The sequence below is a fragment of the Sediminispirochaeta smaragdinae DSM 11293 genome (assembly GCF_000143985.1).
Classification (GTDB): Bacteria; Spirochaetota; Spirochaetia; order DSM-16054; family Sediminispirochaetaceae; genus Sediminispirochaeta; species Sediminispirochaeta smaragdinae.
The window spans coordinates 1,868,080-1,882,261 of sequence record NC_014364.1 but is presented as its reverse complement, the minus strand read 5'-3'; the positions used below and the strand labels follow the sequence as shown (position 1 = coordinate 1,882,261).

Below are 14,182 nucleotides of genomic sequence, written 5' to 3'. Positions count from 1 at the left end.
TTATTCCTTCACCGCCCCCATGGTCATACCGGCCACAATGGTTCGGGAAAGGAGAATGAACAGCAGAAAGGTAGGGATAACCACCAGGGTAAAGGCCGCAAAAAGCGACACCCAATCCCCTGTGTATTGGAGACTCCCCTGAAGGGCATAAAGCCCCATGGAAAGGGTATAGTTGGAATCTTTGCTGATGAAGGTAAGGGCCAATAAAAACTCATTCCACAGCCCTACGAAATTCAAGACGGCGGCGGCAACCAAACCGTTTCGCGTCAAAGGCAGCATGATCCGAAAAAAGGTAAGCATGGGACCACATCCGTCGATCTCGGCCGCTTCCTCAAGGCTTTTGGGCAGGGTACGAAAATAGCCAAGCAGCAAAAATACGGTAAAGGGAATGGAAAGGGCGATGTACACCATGATGAGCCCGAATTTGCTGTTTATCAGCCGCAGGTTAAAAAGGAGAAAAAACAGAGGAACCAGCAGCAACTGGTAGGGAATCCCCATGCCAAAAGAAATCAGGTTGGTAATCTGCTTCCGAAGCGGAAAATCCTTACGTGCCAGAACATATGCGGCCGGAGCACTGACGGCCAGCAAGCCTAGGACAGAGGGAATAACGATGAGAAGCGAATTAATGAAGTAGGTTCCCAAATGGTAGGTCGTCCAGATTTTTCGATAGTTCCCGTATTGTGGTGAGTGTGCGATTCCCCAGATATCCGAGAAAAATCCCTGATTTGTTTTCAGAGAGCTGTTGATGACCCAAAGAAAAACAAATATGGAAAAAGCGCACCATAGATACAGAAGCACTCTCGCTATGATGTCCCAGGCAGTACGTCCTTTTGTCAGGATTTTCATACACTTACTCCTAATACTGAATTTCTTCGCGCCTGGTGAGGCGGGTAATGATAAGATAAAAAAGGGCAACGATAAGAAACATCACCACACCCATGGCTGTGCTGTATCCCATGCGGTACATGGTCACTCTACGGCCAAAGGCAGTCATATACATGTAGGTTGCAAGGTTCTGTGCCCCTGCCTGCGGGACATCCACTCCCCCACCCCAGGCATACAGGAGGGAAAACTCCTTGACTGCGGTAATACACCAAAAAATAATCGTGGTAACGAGGACGTCCCAAATCATCGGAATTTTTATCGTAAAGAAAATACGGAATTCGGAAGCGCCCTCTAATTTTGCCGATTCAACGAGGTCGACAGGAACCCGCTCCAGGGCCGAAGAGAGGATCACAAAGTAAAATCCCGAATACATCCAGACCAGTGCAACCAGAATAGCCCAAAACAGGGTGTCCGGGGCCGTCCATGTCGGCTGAATATGCCCAAGCCCTATCACCCGTAAAAAACCGTTCAGCAAACCATACTGGTGGTTATAGATAAACGACCAAAGGATGGCGACGGCGACGGGGTTGATAATCGAGGGAAAGTAGATTAGTCCGCGCATAAATTTCTTCCCCTTCGGACCGGTAGCAATAAGACCACTCAGAAAAAAAGCAACACCAAAGGTCAGAATTCCACCGAAGAAAATGATGCCGAAGCTGTTGGCCATAACGACCGACCAGAAATGCGTATCGGAAAACAGTTCCCGGAAATTTCCAAGACCAACGAATTTCATGTCCGAAGTAAAACCGTTCCAGTCAAAGAGGCTGACAAAAAAGGCCTTTACCGCGGGATAAAGAAACAAAAGCAGATAGAGCAAGAGACAAGGGCCCAGGAAGAGGAGCACCATAGTGGTATTCTTACGCTTCACAAAAAAACTCCTTTGATGTTCTAAGTGATTGTAGAGGAAGAATTTCCCACTCCACAAGTATGAAGTTTCCATAGCATTTTATTCACTTTTTTCCCAAGGTCAGTACAATAGGTATGAGCAGATATCATACCTTTTCCACTCTTTTTCCCCAAAAGGCCTTTTGGGTATGAGGAGAAATCATTCTTCCGCTTTGCCCATAAGGGGCCTATCATACATACATGGAAGGAGGCTTCAGGTGGTCAGGATAGCGGCAAGTGTCTCAAAGGGGTGGATACACAGAGAAACGGGAATAAAATTCGGCGAAGAGTACTATTTTTCTCCTCGGCTCCGAAAAGAGGTCGATCTGAAGATTGCATCGTTTTTGGAACAGCACTTTTCAGGGTATGCCATCTGTAACCTGGAATCGAATTTGGTTTCCCTGCCTCACTACCATCCTGAGGATGTTCTTGTCGGAGCAATTCAACCCAACCTCATCATCGGCATGCTGCTTGGCGCCAGGTTTATTGCCTATCCCGACCAGGACGCAGATATAGAAGAAAAACCCCTTTCCGGTATCACTTCCGTACAAGCATTACCGGAACCGGGAGAACTCACGGCCCATCCGATGGTGAAAAACTGGTTGTCAGAGATTGAAGCACTCAAAAAAGAAGGGACCGTTATCCCGCCCTTTTTCTGGGACAGAGGCGGAAGGGCCACCATACACGGCCCACTAACTACCGCCTTAAAATTTTTCGGTCAGGATATTCTATTCTCGATCTATGACAAGCCGGATTTCCTGCCATCCTTCTTTCTTTGGTACGAAGAGGTTTGTACAAGGTTGATTTTTACCTTTGCCAGGGCTACCGGGATGGCGATAACAGGACTCCACATCGGAGAATGCTCGGGAACCATGTTAAGCCCTAGTGATTACGGAGAACTCATCATCCCTTCGCTTAAGCGACTCGGAAAAGCGATTGGTCCGATACGGCTCCACCATTGCGGGAATTGTACGCACCTCCTTGAAACCATAGCAAAGGGTGCGCCCATAGCTATTCTCGATACCGGAAGCGGGACCGACGTGGCAGCAGTGAGAAAATTCTTTGGGAATACATTGCCGATCGATCTCATGCCGCCCCTTGAACTGCTGCTCCCCGGTACCGGCGAAGTGGAAATTGGTGAATGGCTGAAAAAAGTACAAGCCGACAACGATGGCGGCGAACTCACCGTAAACTATCACTTGGAACCAGGATATGACCCACAAAACCACTTGCTATTCCATGAACTCCTGACAAGAGATTCGAACCAAAGGTGAGATTAACACTCACGACCTTGGTGACGTGCCTCTTTACCGTCACCAGTTCGACAAGTTTATACTTCAGCGCTTGATCTGTCGGCAATAATCTATTCCTTTGCAGGGCCTTCCATCTCAATATCCATCAAGATCATTGCACTTTTCACTATACCCGATTACCATACACGCAAACATAATACACATGTTGTACAGTGATTTTCCGGGTCAGACAATTTCACAAGAGAAGAACCGAGATAGGGAACATGCAAAAAATAGCTCTTTCTTTTTTTATAGTACTGATGGTCGTATTTCATGTAGAGGGTGAGAACCAAGAGCCCACAGCACAAGAGGAAGCGGATATCATTGTCGTAACCGGAACAAAATTTGAACAAAATATCGAGGATAGCGTAGAAGATATCGAAGTTATCACTGCCGAAGAGATGGAACAGTCGGGGGCAAAGAATCTCTCGGAAGCCGTCGAGAATATTTCGGGAATTATCGTAACAGGACACCCGACGGATACCATCATGTTACAGGGCTTTGACGGTGATTACGTGAAAATATTAATAGATGGAGTCGAGGTTACCGGCGACATTGGGGGTTCCGTTGCGGTGTCTCAAATCTCCACGGCGGATATCGAACGTATAGAAATCATACGCGGGGCGTCTTCAGCCTTGTACGGCTCTGATGCAATCGGCGGTGTGATCAATATCATCACAAAGAAAAAAGATAAGGGTGAAGACAAGCTATCGCTTTCCCTGACGCAGGAGGTCGGAAGCAATCTGCGCAGCTATTCTCAGGGTGATTTTTCCTATGCAGGGGAAAGCTATTCGTTTTCCCTGGCCGGTTCCTTCGATTATGATGAAGGAAAGAGCGAGAAACGGGAAACGGCGCTGGCTGGAACGCTTTCCTCGTATCTTGTGCCGTACAATCGTCTTGGATCGCTGAACTTCGACGCCGACTTCCACCGGGAAAAGGGAGCAATCGGCATATTCGGGTCGGTGACGGATTCTCTGCAAAAACTTAGTACGAACAGTTATGAGACCATGGAGTATGATGCGGTAAGAACCGCTGCAGGGGTTACCGCTTCGAAAACGCTGGGGGATCTCGGAATGCTCGACGGATTTCTCAGCCTAAAGACATACGATCTGGATACCACGTTTACCAACAAGGCCTTGGACACAGAGGTCCCGACGAGTTCCAATTTTATCGATGTAGAGGCGGAGGTTCGCGCCGAATATGAACCGACAATATCTCACGCCTTCCTTTTTGGTTGCAATTTTAAAAGAGAATCGCTTGAAGGTGATTCATTTGACGATCGGAAAAATGCCGTTACCGCCAGCATCTTTGCACAAGACACGTGGAACGTCGGGGCATCCGATAGCCTGTTTCTGGTCCCGGGCCTGCGCTTTGATGTCTGCCCCCCTCTGGATGATGATACGACAGCACGCTATCAGCTTACGCCCAAACTCAGCATGCGCTATGATCCGACAGCCTCGACAACGCTCCGTGCATCATACGGAATGGGCTATAAGATTCCAAGTCTGAAACAAAAGTATTGGGTCTTCCTTCATAACTACGCGACGGAAGATGGGAATTTTATCCTCTACGGGAACCCCGATCTGAAACCGGAAGTATCTCATGGATTCAATATTTCTGCCGAGCAACGTTATGGAAAGGGGCTGGCCCTTTCTGCGTCGGCCTACTTCAATTATATCAGCAACCTGATCGACAGCGAGATCACCGGAAACGACGGAACGTTATACATACGAACCTACCGGAATATCGGCAAAGCCATCACCTACGGAGGGGAGGCATCGCTGCGCTACAGTCGGGGACGCGCATCCGGCCTGCTTGGTTATGCCTATACAGCGGCCAAGGAATACAGCGACGAGCATGATGCATATATCGATCTTGATTCGCGGGTTCCCCATGCAATCACCTTGACGGCAAGCTATACGGTACCCCACATTGAAAGTGAGCTTTCCCTGCGGGCGAACTGGAACGCTCCGCAGCTGATCGATTACGAGGAAGAGTCCCACTCCCCCGATTACCTCATGGTTTCCATAACCGCATCAAAAACGTTTCACGATGGGACATACGAATTCTACTGCAGGGCACATAATATCCTGAATAATGCCCACTTTATTGAAGGCAGTTACAATGAAAGCCAAGAGGACTACTACGGGCTCTACGATGCTCCGGTGGTGACCATCGGCGGGCGCATGAAATGGTAAGAGGAGTACAGAATGAACAAAAGGCGTATGAAGAAAAACATTTTTCTGCTTTTTTCTTTGATGATCATACTATTGGCCGTGTCAGGCTGCGATATCTTCGGAGACGGAACGAAGAAGCTGAAAGATTATTCCTTTGAAACGATCTACGGCAACTGGCACCGAATCGGAGATCTTGGAGGCATGGGCATGACCTATCTAAAGGCGAATGAGGACACCATGGAATGGACGGTATCTATAACGGAATCTTCCTATACCTATACCTATGACTACGAAAAGATCGGTACCGCCGCCTATTCCATCACGTGGTACTCCCCCGAGTCGGAGATGGAGCTTACCCTGGAATTCGAGGACGCCGACACCATCTATCTTGTTATTACAAGTGGTATGGCAGATATGGGCGGCATACATATGAGCCGGGATTGATTTAAGCATCACTGCAAGGCAGATCATAGGAGGAGATTTTTCATGCCAATAGTTTCAACAGAAAAAATCATCTCGATGCTCTCGTTTATCAACCGCGGGGGCGTGATCAACTGGATCATCATCGCTATGTATGTAGTTGTTTTGGCCGTCATTGCCGAACGGGCGGTCTATTTCCTCCGTACCTCCTACAGGCGTACCACGCTCCTGTCGGGTCTTGAACAGTACATACGTGTGATTGAGAAACAAGCGCCGGAAGACGAAAGCGAGGAAGGCCTTCCCTGGCCCCGTTCCTACAGCCGCAGCCAACCCCTCAGAATGATCCGGAGATTCATGGAAAATCGAAGATCATCCACCGCCATTCTCAGGGAGCTGCTGGAACGAGAGGGCGCGATTCTGCAACGGGAGATGGACCATGGAGTCGAATGGCTCTCGGTTGTCGGTAACCTGGCGCCGCTCTGCGGCCTTTTCGGCACGGTTACGGGACTCATGAGTGCATTTCGACAGATCGAAGCCACTGGCGGCAGTGCCGATATCTCGACTTTTGCAGGCGGGATCTGGGCTGCTATGATAACAACGGCCTTTGGGCTTGCCGCGGCAATTCCCGCACTTGCCGCATGCAGATTTTTCGAACGCCATGCCGACGCGCGGCAACGGGATATGGCCTACGTCGTTTCCCTGCTCTCCGAAAGCTTGCGGGAGGATCTTCTCGCTGCGGGAGATTCCGAAAAGCCATCGGGGACCGACCCTGGCAAAAAGCGGGAGACAGCCTAACATGATGAACTTCTCCCCTCCCCGTCAAAGGAAACAATCGATCAATATGACCTCTTTGATCGATGTGGTTTTCATTCTTTTAATCTTTTTCATGATCGCCTCGCGCTTCGAAAAACCTGCCATTAAAGTCGATCTCCCTAACGCCTCGTCGGGAGAAACGATAGATCGGGAGGTGCTTGCGGTAACGATTGATGCGGAATCCCGGGTCTATCTGGAGGGGAAACCTGTCGATCCTGCGGCATTTAAAGCCCGTATCGCTCCCCGTCTTGCCCAGAATCCGGAGCTGACCGCAGCGCTCTATTGCGACGGAGAGGTTCCCTTTCAAGCGGTGGTCGAGGTAATGGATAGGCTGAAAAGCGCGGGAGTGCGCCATGCGGCAATCAGACATGACAGACAGCGATAGGAACAATAGATGTATCCTGACGCTCCTCCTTTTTATCGCCATGGTCGGAGGACATCTTGTAATCCTGGGATTTTTCGATATAGTACCAACGAGGGTCGAGAAGGCCGCCGATGTTTTTTCTCTCAGCTTCGATGCGGTCGATGAAGTTGAGGAACCCTCAATACCCGCCCCCGCCGCCTCACAGCCGGAACTTCAACCGACAGTGCCAGCCGCAGCCATCATATCCGAAGAAGAGCCGTTACCATCCATGAAGAGAGAAGAATCCGCCTCGCTTTCGCCTGCACCGCAGAAAACAGGAACCACGCAAGAAGCCGAGCCAGGACTTCTTCAAGCGGCTGCTGCTCCCACCGGTGTCTCAACTCCTATCGAAACGGGAGAGCGGGCCGTAGAAACGGCTACCGAGCGGCCGGACAGGGTGGCTTCCGGCAGTCAATCGGAGGATGATGAAAACCGGAGCGAACGACCTTCTACCGTTGAGTATCGACGTCTGGTACTCAACCGCCTGGAAGCGTGCAAAATTTATCCCCTTGCAGCCCGTAAGCGGGAACTTGAAGGGGACGTGACCCTCTATTTTACGATACAGCCGGACGGATCGATTGGAGAGCTTCTTCTAAAGGATTCGACCGCCCATAAATTTCTGATCGCTGCGGCCATGAAGTCGGTACATCAGGCAGAGCCCTTTCCCGCACCGCCAGGTGACGGCACAACCGATATCGAGATGGTAGTGACCATTCGGTATCGGCTGGAAGCTTAACGAGAAACAGAAATCACAGGAACCTGTACATAAATCGGGAATGCAAGTGCCGGTGCAAAAAATATTTTTCCCTCGGACGACTCACAAACTCAATGCCGAAGTTTCGTTATCGCAATTACTATACTCTTCAGATCCTTTTTCCAATACATCGAGATGATCAAATGATTTCTGCAAGGACGCAATCTGCTTCTCGGTAATCTTCTCTGCGGCAATACGAGCGGCATACGATTCCAACAACGAACGCACGTCACAAATTTCCCGTCCTTTTTCAATGGATACTTCGCTAACAAATGTTCCATATTGCGGTTTTATGACAACGAAATTTTCTCTTTCAAGTCTGATCAATGCTTTCCTGATAGGATTTTTACTGACTTCAAAGCGTTTAGCTAATATTGCATTTTATAAAGTACGGTCGAGAGGCTGGCACAGCCGACGGATAGGGGCAAAGCCAATGCATAAAAATAGGTGCTGAAAATGGTAAACAGGACATGGATGGATCAAATAGAGCAATCCGAAAGCGGCCCCGCCGCCGAAAACACAATAACCGATTATGAATAACATGCCCGATCCTTACCCCTTGCGGGCTTCCCCGTATGTTTTATTATGCCTCTTAATCTTTTTTATCGCCCAATCGTAATGACTGGATGTCGCGGAGACACAATAGCTGCCCAATGTGGAAGTTCCTGTCCACGGGAAGCTTCCTTTTGCAAACAATGCATCATTGGAAAAACCGTCAATCATTTGCATCACACCGGCATGGCTCTCTTTCAGCATGTCTTTTGCATGATTCAACGATGTGTATTGATGTTTCTCCCAGAATTCTACGTTCATTTGACCGTATGTTTTCCAGTTGTACGGTGCAGGTAGAAAAGGTTTTTGTATGCCCTTCTGATTTGATTTGACCCAATTCAACAATAATTGGTGCCATTCGTATAAATGCACGAATACATCCCGTAAATTTTTATCCCTTTTCCAATGGGCCTCTTTTTGGTTGGAGGCATCATCAAAATTAAAAGTCGCGTTTTGTTCATCCTCCGTCATGGCATCAATGAGATTCCACATTTTTTTAAATTGTTCATTTGCCGCTTTGATTAAATCCGGCTTTGTCGTTGGTCTTGGCATAACCATTTCCTCCTTTGTTTTCAATTGGCTTTTGCCTTGCTGCGCATAGGATATCATGCATAAAGTGACAACTGTATGTCATCTTATATTTTCCGAATAGAAATTTTTTATTGTTTCCACTTGATCAAGCAGATGATTCCGGACACTTTGCGGCTCTATTACCCGGACGGACGTACCGAAGGACAACAGAAAGCCATATAACCAGTAATCCTCCGGCAGATCTACGGTTACAGTAAAAGAGCTGTCCCTGTTTCTTTGCACATTCTTTGCATCAAACTCGTCGTAAACCCGATAAGCGACTTAGGCGGAAAAAGCCAATTCCAAATGAACACAGACCGTCGATGACGGAGCATCTGCCTCTATCGGCGGCGGTGCGAAATTCTGCCCTGCAAAGCTGTTCGGCAGAACTTTGATCTGAAGCATTCTGTTTATCTTGAATATTCTGTAATCCTTTTTTTGCAAACAGTAAGCCTGGACATACCACGCTTTAGACTTGAACACAAGTTTCAGCGGATAAACGGTTCGGTTTGAAATCTCGCCGCAAGAATTGGGATAGGTAAAAGAAACAGAGAATCTTTGAAGAATAGCATTTTTTAGAATTTCAAATTTTTCTTTATCCGGCTCCCTATTACCCCAGCGGGAAAAATCAACCTCAATCCATGTTGTATCCGTATTTTTAAACAAGGCTCCTAGCTTTGAAAGCACATCGCCTGCATCAATGTGTTCGATAGGTGCAAGGCTTTGCAGGGCCATTAAGATTTGATTTTGATCCTCCTCCGTAAGGGTAGTCTTATCAAGAACAAAATTGTCAAGCAGAGAGATACCTCCGCCCCTTCCCTTTGACGTATAAAGGGGAATACCTGCAATGGTAAGTGTTTCTATATCCCGCAGGATGGTCCTTTTGGATACCTCAAAGCGCGCCGCTATTATAATATGATAAAGTGACATGAGCATGTCATCTTCGGAGATTACTGTGTGAAGGAGCTGTATACAAAGAAAAAAGCGTTGCAGATCGCGGGGAATCGCTGAAGGCACGCAACTGGCTTGAAGAGTTCGGTCTCACGAATGTTTGCGGAAAATATCCTTCCCCGGTTGATTCGAGACAGGATGCAGAGATACGGGGCGAAACATAATGCATGTGAGAGAGTTCAGAGAATTGAATAGGAATTACGGGAGCAAGAACAGGCAGATAACAAAGTTTTGAACTTGACAACTCTACTGTCATGAAACCTGCTTTTCTGCTTCGCAGGCAGGTTTCACGCCAGCTTAACGGGCTGCAAGTTAAAACGATGTTCTGTCCAATACACTAATTGCTTTCTCTGCATCGCCCCCCCCTCTTTCACATGGTGGTCGTCTATTTTCAGCAGCATATCCACACTGTAATTATACCCAGTTTGCTTTTCTTTTTTGCTTTCTCTCTCTTCTCTTTATTTTCTCTGTCGCCTTTTGAAAGCTGAATATTGATGAGAGCTTCTTGCAAATCTCGACCAATTATTTTTCCGTCAACTGGTTTTTCTGGCATGTTGCTGAAGAAAATAGACCCGGTAGCATGAGGATTTTGCGCCCCAAGCACAAGTAATTCCTGTCGCACCGCTGGAAGAAGTGGAACTGTTCGCTCTTCTCCGTTTTTCGGTTTTTTCAGTCCATCTGCAAAGCTCCAAGAGTGCCGGATGTAAATACGATCCTTTCCTATGTCGGCTACTTTTAACGCCAAGACTTCGCCTAATCTCATTCCTGTTGTCATAGAAAGCAAGTTTGCAACTCTTACCCTATCGTCTTTCCACGATACGGAAAAAATTTGAGCTTTTTCTTTTATACATTGAATACCGACGCATGCTCCACCTCTCTATATACAGCTATGACTATCTACAATCCATCTGTATTTTAAGATGCAGAGAATCGCCGGTTGTCCGGTAGATTCGCTATCTCCATGCAAAGCAAGAAGCTATTAGAGCCAAAGGTGAGATTCGAACTCACGACCTACGCTTTACGAGAGCGTTGCTCTACCCCTGAGCTACTTTGGCGTGCTGAAAAAAACTACCCAATGCTGAGAAAAAAATCAAGTACCGAACGGCAATTATTCGACCTGCTGATTACGCCGACGGCTCTGAACGAAACGACCGAAATCGTTGATATTCTTTACCACAATCCTATCTTCATAGAGCTCTATGCGGCGCTGGTTTGCAAAATGCTGGAGAATTTGCTTACATTTGTCGGGACTCATCCCGGCCCAGTGCGCAATATCATCGACGGTGGTCTTAAAGATCCGCTCGTTTACATCAGGATCATCTACGGGTTGAGTTTCCGAAAGCATGATAAAGACATCTGCAACCCTGGCCTGGATATCATCTAAGGTAAGAATCATAAAGCGACGCTTCTGATCGTAGATACGCTTTGTAAAGAGCTTCAAAAGTTTTAGGGCGATCTGGGGATTTCCCTTCATAAGGATCTCGAAGTTGGCACGGTTGAATTCGAGAGCTACAACCTTGTCGATGGCAACGGCCGAAGCGGAACGGGGGGCCTCCTCAAGAATAGCCATTTCACCGAAAATTTCTCCCGGCTGAAGAATATCAACGTTCTTCTCGATATCATCCATGATTTTCACGATTTGAACCCTTCCGGACTGAATGAGATAAAAGGTGTCGCCGGGTTCATATTCACAGAAGATGATATCACCGGGCTGATAGGTCTGGGCAAAACGTCCGAACATTGAGAGGTCAAGACTCATGATGCATCCCCCATTGCGGCAATCGCTTTCTTCACTTTCCGGTGTATCGGCATATCCTCACGAACCATGGTAAGAATCTTCTTGTAAAATCCGAGGGCCTTTGGGAAATCGTCCTTTTTTTCATAACAATTTCCAACGTAGAAAAGGGCATCGGTCAGGTCCGGATGTTTGGGATAGGTTTTGATCATGCCGCTTAGGTGCCTGATGCACTCGTCGTACCGACCAAGGGCGAAATAACAGCGACCGATCTCAAATGCGGCCTTTGCTGCATACTCCTGATCTCCTTTATCCGAGGCAATATGTTGAAATTCTTTCAACGCTTCCTGATACTTTTCCTGGCTATGGAGACTTACAGCATTGTAGTAGGCCTTGGCTGCATTCGAGAGCTCTTCCCGGGCAGGTGCGGCGGCGCTCACGGGAACCGAACTGCGCGTAGATCCCTGGGCATTCTGCTCGGCGAGAGGAATATTTCGGTTTGCCTCATCGGCATACTTTCCCGAAGGGTAATAGGTAAGATAGCGGCGGTAGGCATACAAGGCCTGAGGAAACTTTTTTGTCCGATGATAGTACTGACCGATCCGAAACAGACCACTTTCAGGATCGGCGCTCTCCTTACCCGAACTGATCAGGTTCCTAACCTGCTTATGGATACGACGCAGCTGGTTGGAAAAGACCTTAAGCATCTTCATGATGATTCTGGTATTCTGCATGATCAGTTGTTCGAATTCGGGAACGGTAAAGACTACCATTTGGGCATCGGAGAGCACCACGGCGGTTTCTTCTCTGGTGTATCGGCCAAGGGCAGATTTCACACCGAAAAACTCCCCGGTTTGGATCAACTCATGAAGCTCCTGCCCGGTTTCGATGTCGTTGTAATTCAGACTTACCTTTCCGGATTTTAGAATATAGATGCGTTCGGCAACATCACCTTGAAAGTAGACGATGGAATTTGCCTTATATTGTACAGCCCGTGGCATTGCTTCTCCTCTTCTGAATTGTAGGAACAGCCTTGTATCTGTGTCAACCGCTTTGGAACTATAGTTCTTCTATCGGCACAAGGAGGCGCAGGCATTATAGCATGTTGCCTGAAGATGGGCCTTGGATTACACTTGGCACATGTTTCAAGAGCTTGGCCATAGGGTAATAGCTTCTATCAGGGAACTTTTTTACGCCTGCGGCTTTTTCCTTCGGACGATCAAGGAATCGGTTCCCTTTTTCAGGCGCAGGCAGATCGGCTACAGGGTTCTTGTGATGCAGCTGTTGTTTACCGGCGTCGAAGCCTTGGGAGTCATCAGTCTTATTGCCTTGATATTGGGTGGTGTCATTATCGTCTACGGTGTGGATCTGCTTCCTCAGTTCGGCCAGGGAGAGCTGATCTATTCGATTCTTATCACGGTCATCATGCGGGAACTGGGACCTTTGCTTTGTGCCTTTATCATCATTGCCCGGTCAGGCACCGCAATTGCCACCGAGTTGGGGCAAATGGTGGTAAGCCATCAGATCGAGGCCTATACCTCGGTGGGAGTCGATCCCATTTCCTATCTGGTCGTACCACGCTTCCTCGGCGTGATATTCAGCATGATTCTTCTCAATATCTATTTTAACCTTTTCGGCCTGATCGCTTCTTTTTTTGTTACCAGCTTCATCCAACCGATTCCTATGCGTGATTATATGTATGATTTGATTACACATATCCGTTCGGTTGATATTGTTTCCAGCATGATCAAGAGCCTCATATTCGGTGCAATCATAGCACTCTCGGCTACGTACAACGGGTTTCGGGTGGAGCAGTCCTCCACCGAGGTCCCGCAGGTGGTTATAAAGGCTGTTGTACAAAGCTTTGTACTGATTATCGTTGCCGATGCATTGATCACCCTTATCTATTATCTCTAAGGAAGCCGCAAGTGTATACCATCAGCTTGGATTCGGTCTGTATGATGCGCGGAGATACCGAGATTATTTCGGAGATCAATCACGTCTTTTCTCCCGGATCGGTTACGGTTCTTCTCGGTTTCTCCGGTTCCGGTAAGAGTACCTTGCTGAAACTTGCCGCTGGTCTGCTCACGCCCACTTCGGGAGTCGTCAGAGTCAATGAAAAAAGCTTTTTTCAACTCAAGCGAGGGGAAGAAGAGGCCTTTCGTAAAAACAGCGGTTTTATTTTTCAGGATGCCGCACTCTGGGCAAACCAAACGGTTTTTGAGAATGTAGCCTTTCCTCTCAAGGTACATTTCCCGCATATATTTGGGGAAGAATTATCCGGGAAGGTATTGGAAACAATGGCCGAGGTCGGGTATCGGGACAAGCCGGAAAGGCGTCCCAGCCAGATTTCCGGCGGCGAACAAAAGATGATCGGTATTGCACGGGCGATCGTTTCACATCCGAAGCTGCTTTTCATCGATATGCCGCTTTTGAATCTTGATTCAGCTTCGGAGGCAAGGGTTTTGGAATTGCTTAAAAAGCTGAAAATCGAGGGCACCTCCATGATCATCAGCAGCGGCTCTTCACACCTCGTCTCACTTCTGGCCGACCATTTGCTCATCATAGACAGGGGAAAAATCGTAGAATCCGGCCCCTTTAATGTGGTAAAAAGAAGCAATCATCCCGTAACGAAAGGGGTCTTAGCTTCGGTTCTGGAACATGTTTCCAGCTATGACGACGATATCCTCAACCTGCTTGAAGATGTTTGACACCGAATGAAGGCAGAGGTAGTATGACGGAAAG

At 47.8% G+C, this 14,182-nt stretch carries 16 protein-coding genes, 1 tRNA gene and 1 pseudogene; 8 read left to right on the top strand and 10 right to left on the bottom strand.

Translation table 11 applies throughout. The features are described from left to right. Both SPIRS_RS08840 and SPIRS_RS08835 read right to left on the bottom strand, forming a co-directional pair. Positions 1-846: a carbohydrate ABC transporter permease gene (locus SPIRS_RS08840; RefSeq protein ID WP_013254339.1), complete on the bottom strand. Its 846-nt coding sequence runs from the start codon at positions 844-846 to the stop codon at positions 1-3. 10 nt (positions 847-856) lie between these two features. Further along, the gene (locus SPIRS_RS08835) at positions 857-1,753 is read right to left on the bottom strand and encodes a carbohydrate ABC transporter permease (protein WP_013254338.1); all 897 of its coding nucleotides are present in this window, start codon (positions 1,751-1,753) and stop codon (positions 857-859) included. A gap of 235 nt (positions 1,754-1,988) precedes the next feature. Between SPIRS_RS08835 and SPIRS_RS08830 the strand changes: the two genes are divergently transcribed. The 6 genes from SPIRS_RS08830 to SPIRS_RS21750 all read left to right on the top strand — a co-directional run bounded on the left by SPIRS_RS08830 (position 1,989) and on the right by SPIRS_RS21750 (position 7,611). Continuing rightward, positions 1,989-3,044, top strand: coding sequence for a uroporphyrinogen decarboxylase family protein (locus SPIRS_RS08830; protein ID WP_013254337.1), 1,056 nt, complete (start codon positions 1,989-1,991; stop codon positions 3,042-3,044). A 242-nt stretch (positions 3,045-3,286) separates the two neighbouring features. Continuing rightward, on the top strand, positions 3,287-5,260 hold the full coding sequence (locus SPIRS_RS08825; protein WP_013254336.1) for a TonB-dependent receptor plug domain-containing protein: 1,974 nt from the start codon (positions 3,287-3,289) through the stop codon (positions 5,258-5,260). Between the two features lie 12 nt (positions 5,261-5,272). Next, positions 5,273-5,683 (top strand): hypothetical protein, encoded by a 411-nt coding sequence (locus SPIRS_RS08820; protein WP_013254335.1) that lies wholly within the window; start codon positions 5,273-5,275, stop codon positions 5,681-5,683. A 42-nt stretch (positions 5,684-5,725) separates the two neighbouring features. Beyond that, complete coding sequence (locus SPIRS_RS08815) at positions 5,726-6,454, top strand: MotA/TolQ/ExbB proton channel family protein (protein WP_013254334.1); 729 nt, start codon at positions 5,726-5,728, stop codon at positions 6,452-6,454. A gap of 1 nt (position 6,455) precedes the next feature. Then, a complete protein-coding gene (locus SPIRS_RS08810) occupies positions 6,456-6,857 on the top strand; it encodes an ExbD/TolR family protein (protein ID WP_013254333.1) in 402 nt (133 codons plus the stop codon). After that, a complete protein-coding gene (locus tag SPIRS_RS21750) occupies positions 6,826-7,611 on the top strand; it encodes an energy transducer TonB (protein ID WP_083771470.1) in 786 nt (261 codons plus the stop codon). Before SPIRS_RS08810 ends, SPIRS_RS21750 begins: the two co-directional genes overlap by 32 nt. Positions 7,612-7,692: 81 nt before the next feature. Here the strand turns inward: SPIRS_RS21750 and SPIRS_RS08800 are convergent, their stop codons facing one another. The 8 genes and pseudogenes from SPIRS_RS08800 to SPIRS_RS08770 all read right to left on the bottom strand — a co-directional run bounded on the left by SPIRS_RS08800 (position 7,693) and on the right by SPIRS_RS08770 (position 12,438). Further along, positions 7,693-8,004 carry a GntR family transcriptional regulator gene (locus tag SPIRS_RS08800; RefSeq protein ID WP_083771469.1) on the bottom strand — a complete coding sequence of 104 codons (312 nt, stop codon included), beginning with the start codon at positions 8,002-8,004 and terminating at the stop codon, positions 7,693-7,695. Between the two features lie 177 nt (positions 8,005-8,181). Next, positions 8,182-8,733 (bottom strand): ClbS/DfsB family four-helix bundle protein, encoded by a 552-nt coding sequence (locus SPIRS_RS08795; protein WP_013254330.1) that lies wholly within the window; start codon positions 8,731-8,733, stop codon positions 8,182-8,184. 78 nt (positions 8,734-8,811) lie between these two features. Further along, a pseudogene (locus SPIRS_RS22945) lies at positions 8,812-9,018 on the bottom strand (WCX domain-containing protein); the annotation flags it as partial. Between the two features lie 15 nt (positions 9,019-9,033). Further along, positions 9,034-9,681 (bottom strand): helix-turn-helix transcriptional regulator, encoded by a 648-nt coding sequence (locus SPIRS_RS08790; protein WP_049784609.1) that lies wholly within the window; start codon positions 9,679-9,681, stop codon positions 9,034-9,036. 412 nt (positions 9,682-10,093) lie between these two features. After that, positions 10,094-10,465 carry a site-specific integrase gene (locus SPIRS_RS08785; RefSeq protein WP_148224050.1) on the bottom strand — a complete coding sequence of 124 codons (372 nt, stop codon included), beginning with the start codon at positions 10,463-10,465 and terminating at the stop codon, positions 10,094-10,096. A 220-nt stretch (positions 10,466-10,685) separates the two neighbouring features. Next, positions 10,686-10,757: transfer RNA gene (locus SPIRS_RS08780), tRNA-Thr, on the bottom strand. Between the two features lie 53 nt (positions 10,758-10,810). Further along, positions 10,811-11,461, bottom strand: coding sequence for a Crp/Fnr family transcriptional regulator (locus tag SPIRS_RS08775; RefSeq protein ID WP_013254328.1), 651 nt, complete (start codon positions 11,459-11,461; stop codon positions 10,811-10,813). Beyond that, positions 11,458-12,438, bottom strand: coding sequence for a cyclic nucleotide-binding domain-containing protein (locus SPIRS_RS08770; RefSeq protein ID WP_013254327.1), 981 nt, complete (start codon positions 12,436-12,438; stop codon positions 11,458-11,460). Before SPIRS_RS08770 ends, SPIRS_RS08775 begins: the two co-directional genes overlap by 4 nt. Positions 12,439-12,577: 139 nt before the next feature. Here SPIRS_RS08770 and SPIRS_RS08765 point away from each other — a divergent pair, with 139 nt between their 5' ends. Next, a complete protein-coding gene (locus tag SPIRS_RS08765) occupies positions 12,578-13,354 on the top strand; it encodes an MlaE family ABC transporter permease (protein ID WP_013254326.1) in 777 nt (258 codons plus the stop codon). A gap of 41 nt (positions 13,355-13,395) precedes the next feature. Next, a complete protein-coding gene (locus SPIRS_RS08760; protein ID WP_245537739.1) occupies positions 13,396-14,148 on the top strand; it encodes an ATP-binding cassette domain-containing protein in 753 nt (250 codons plus the stop codon). Positions 14,149-14,182: the final 34 nt, after the last annotated feature.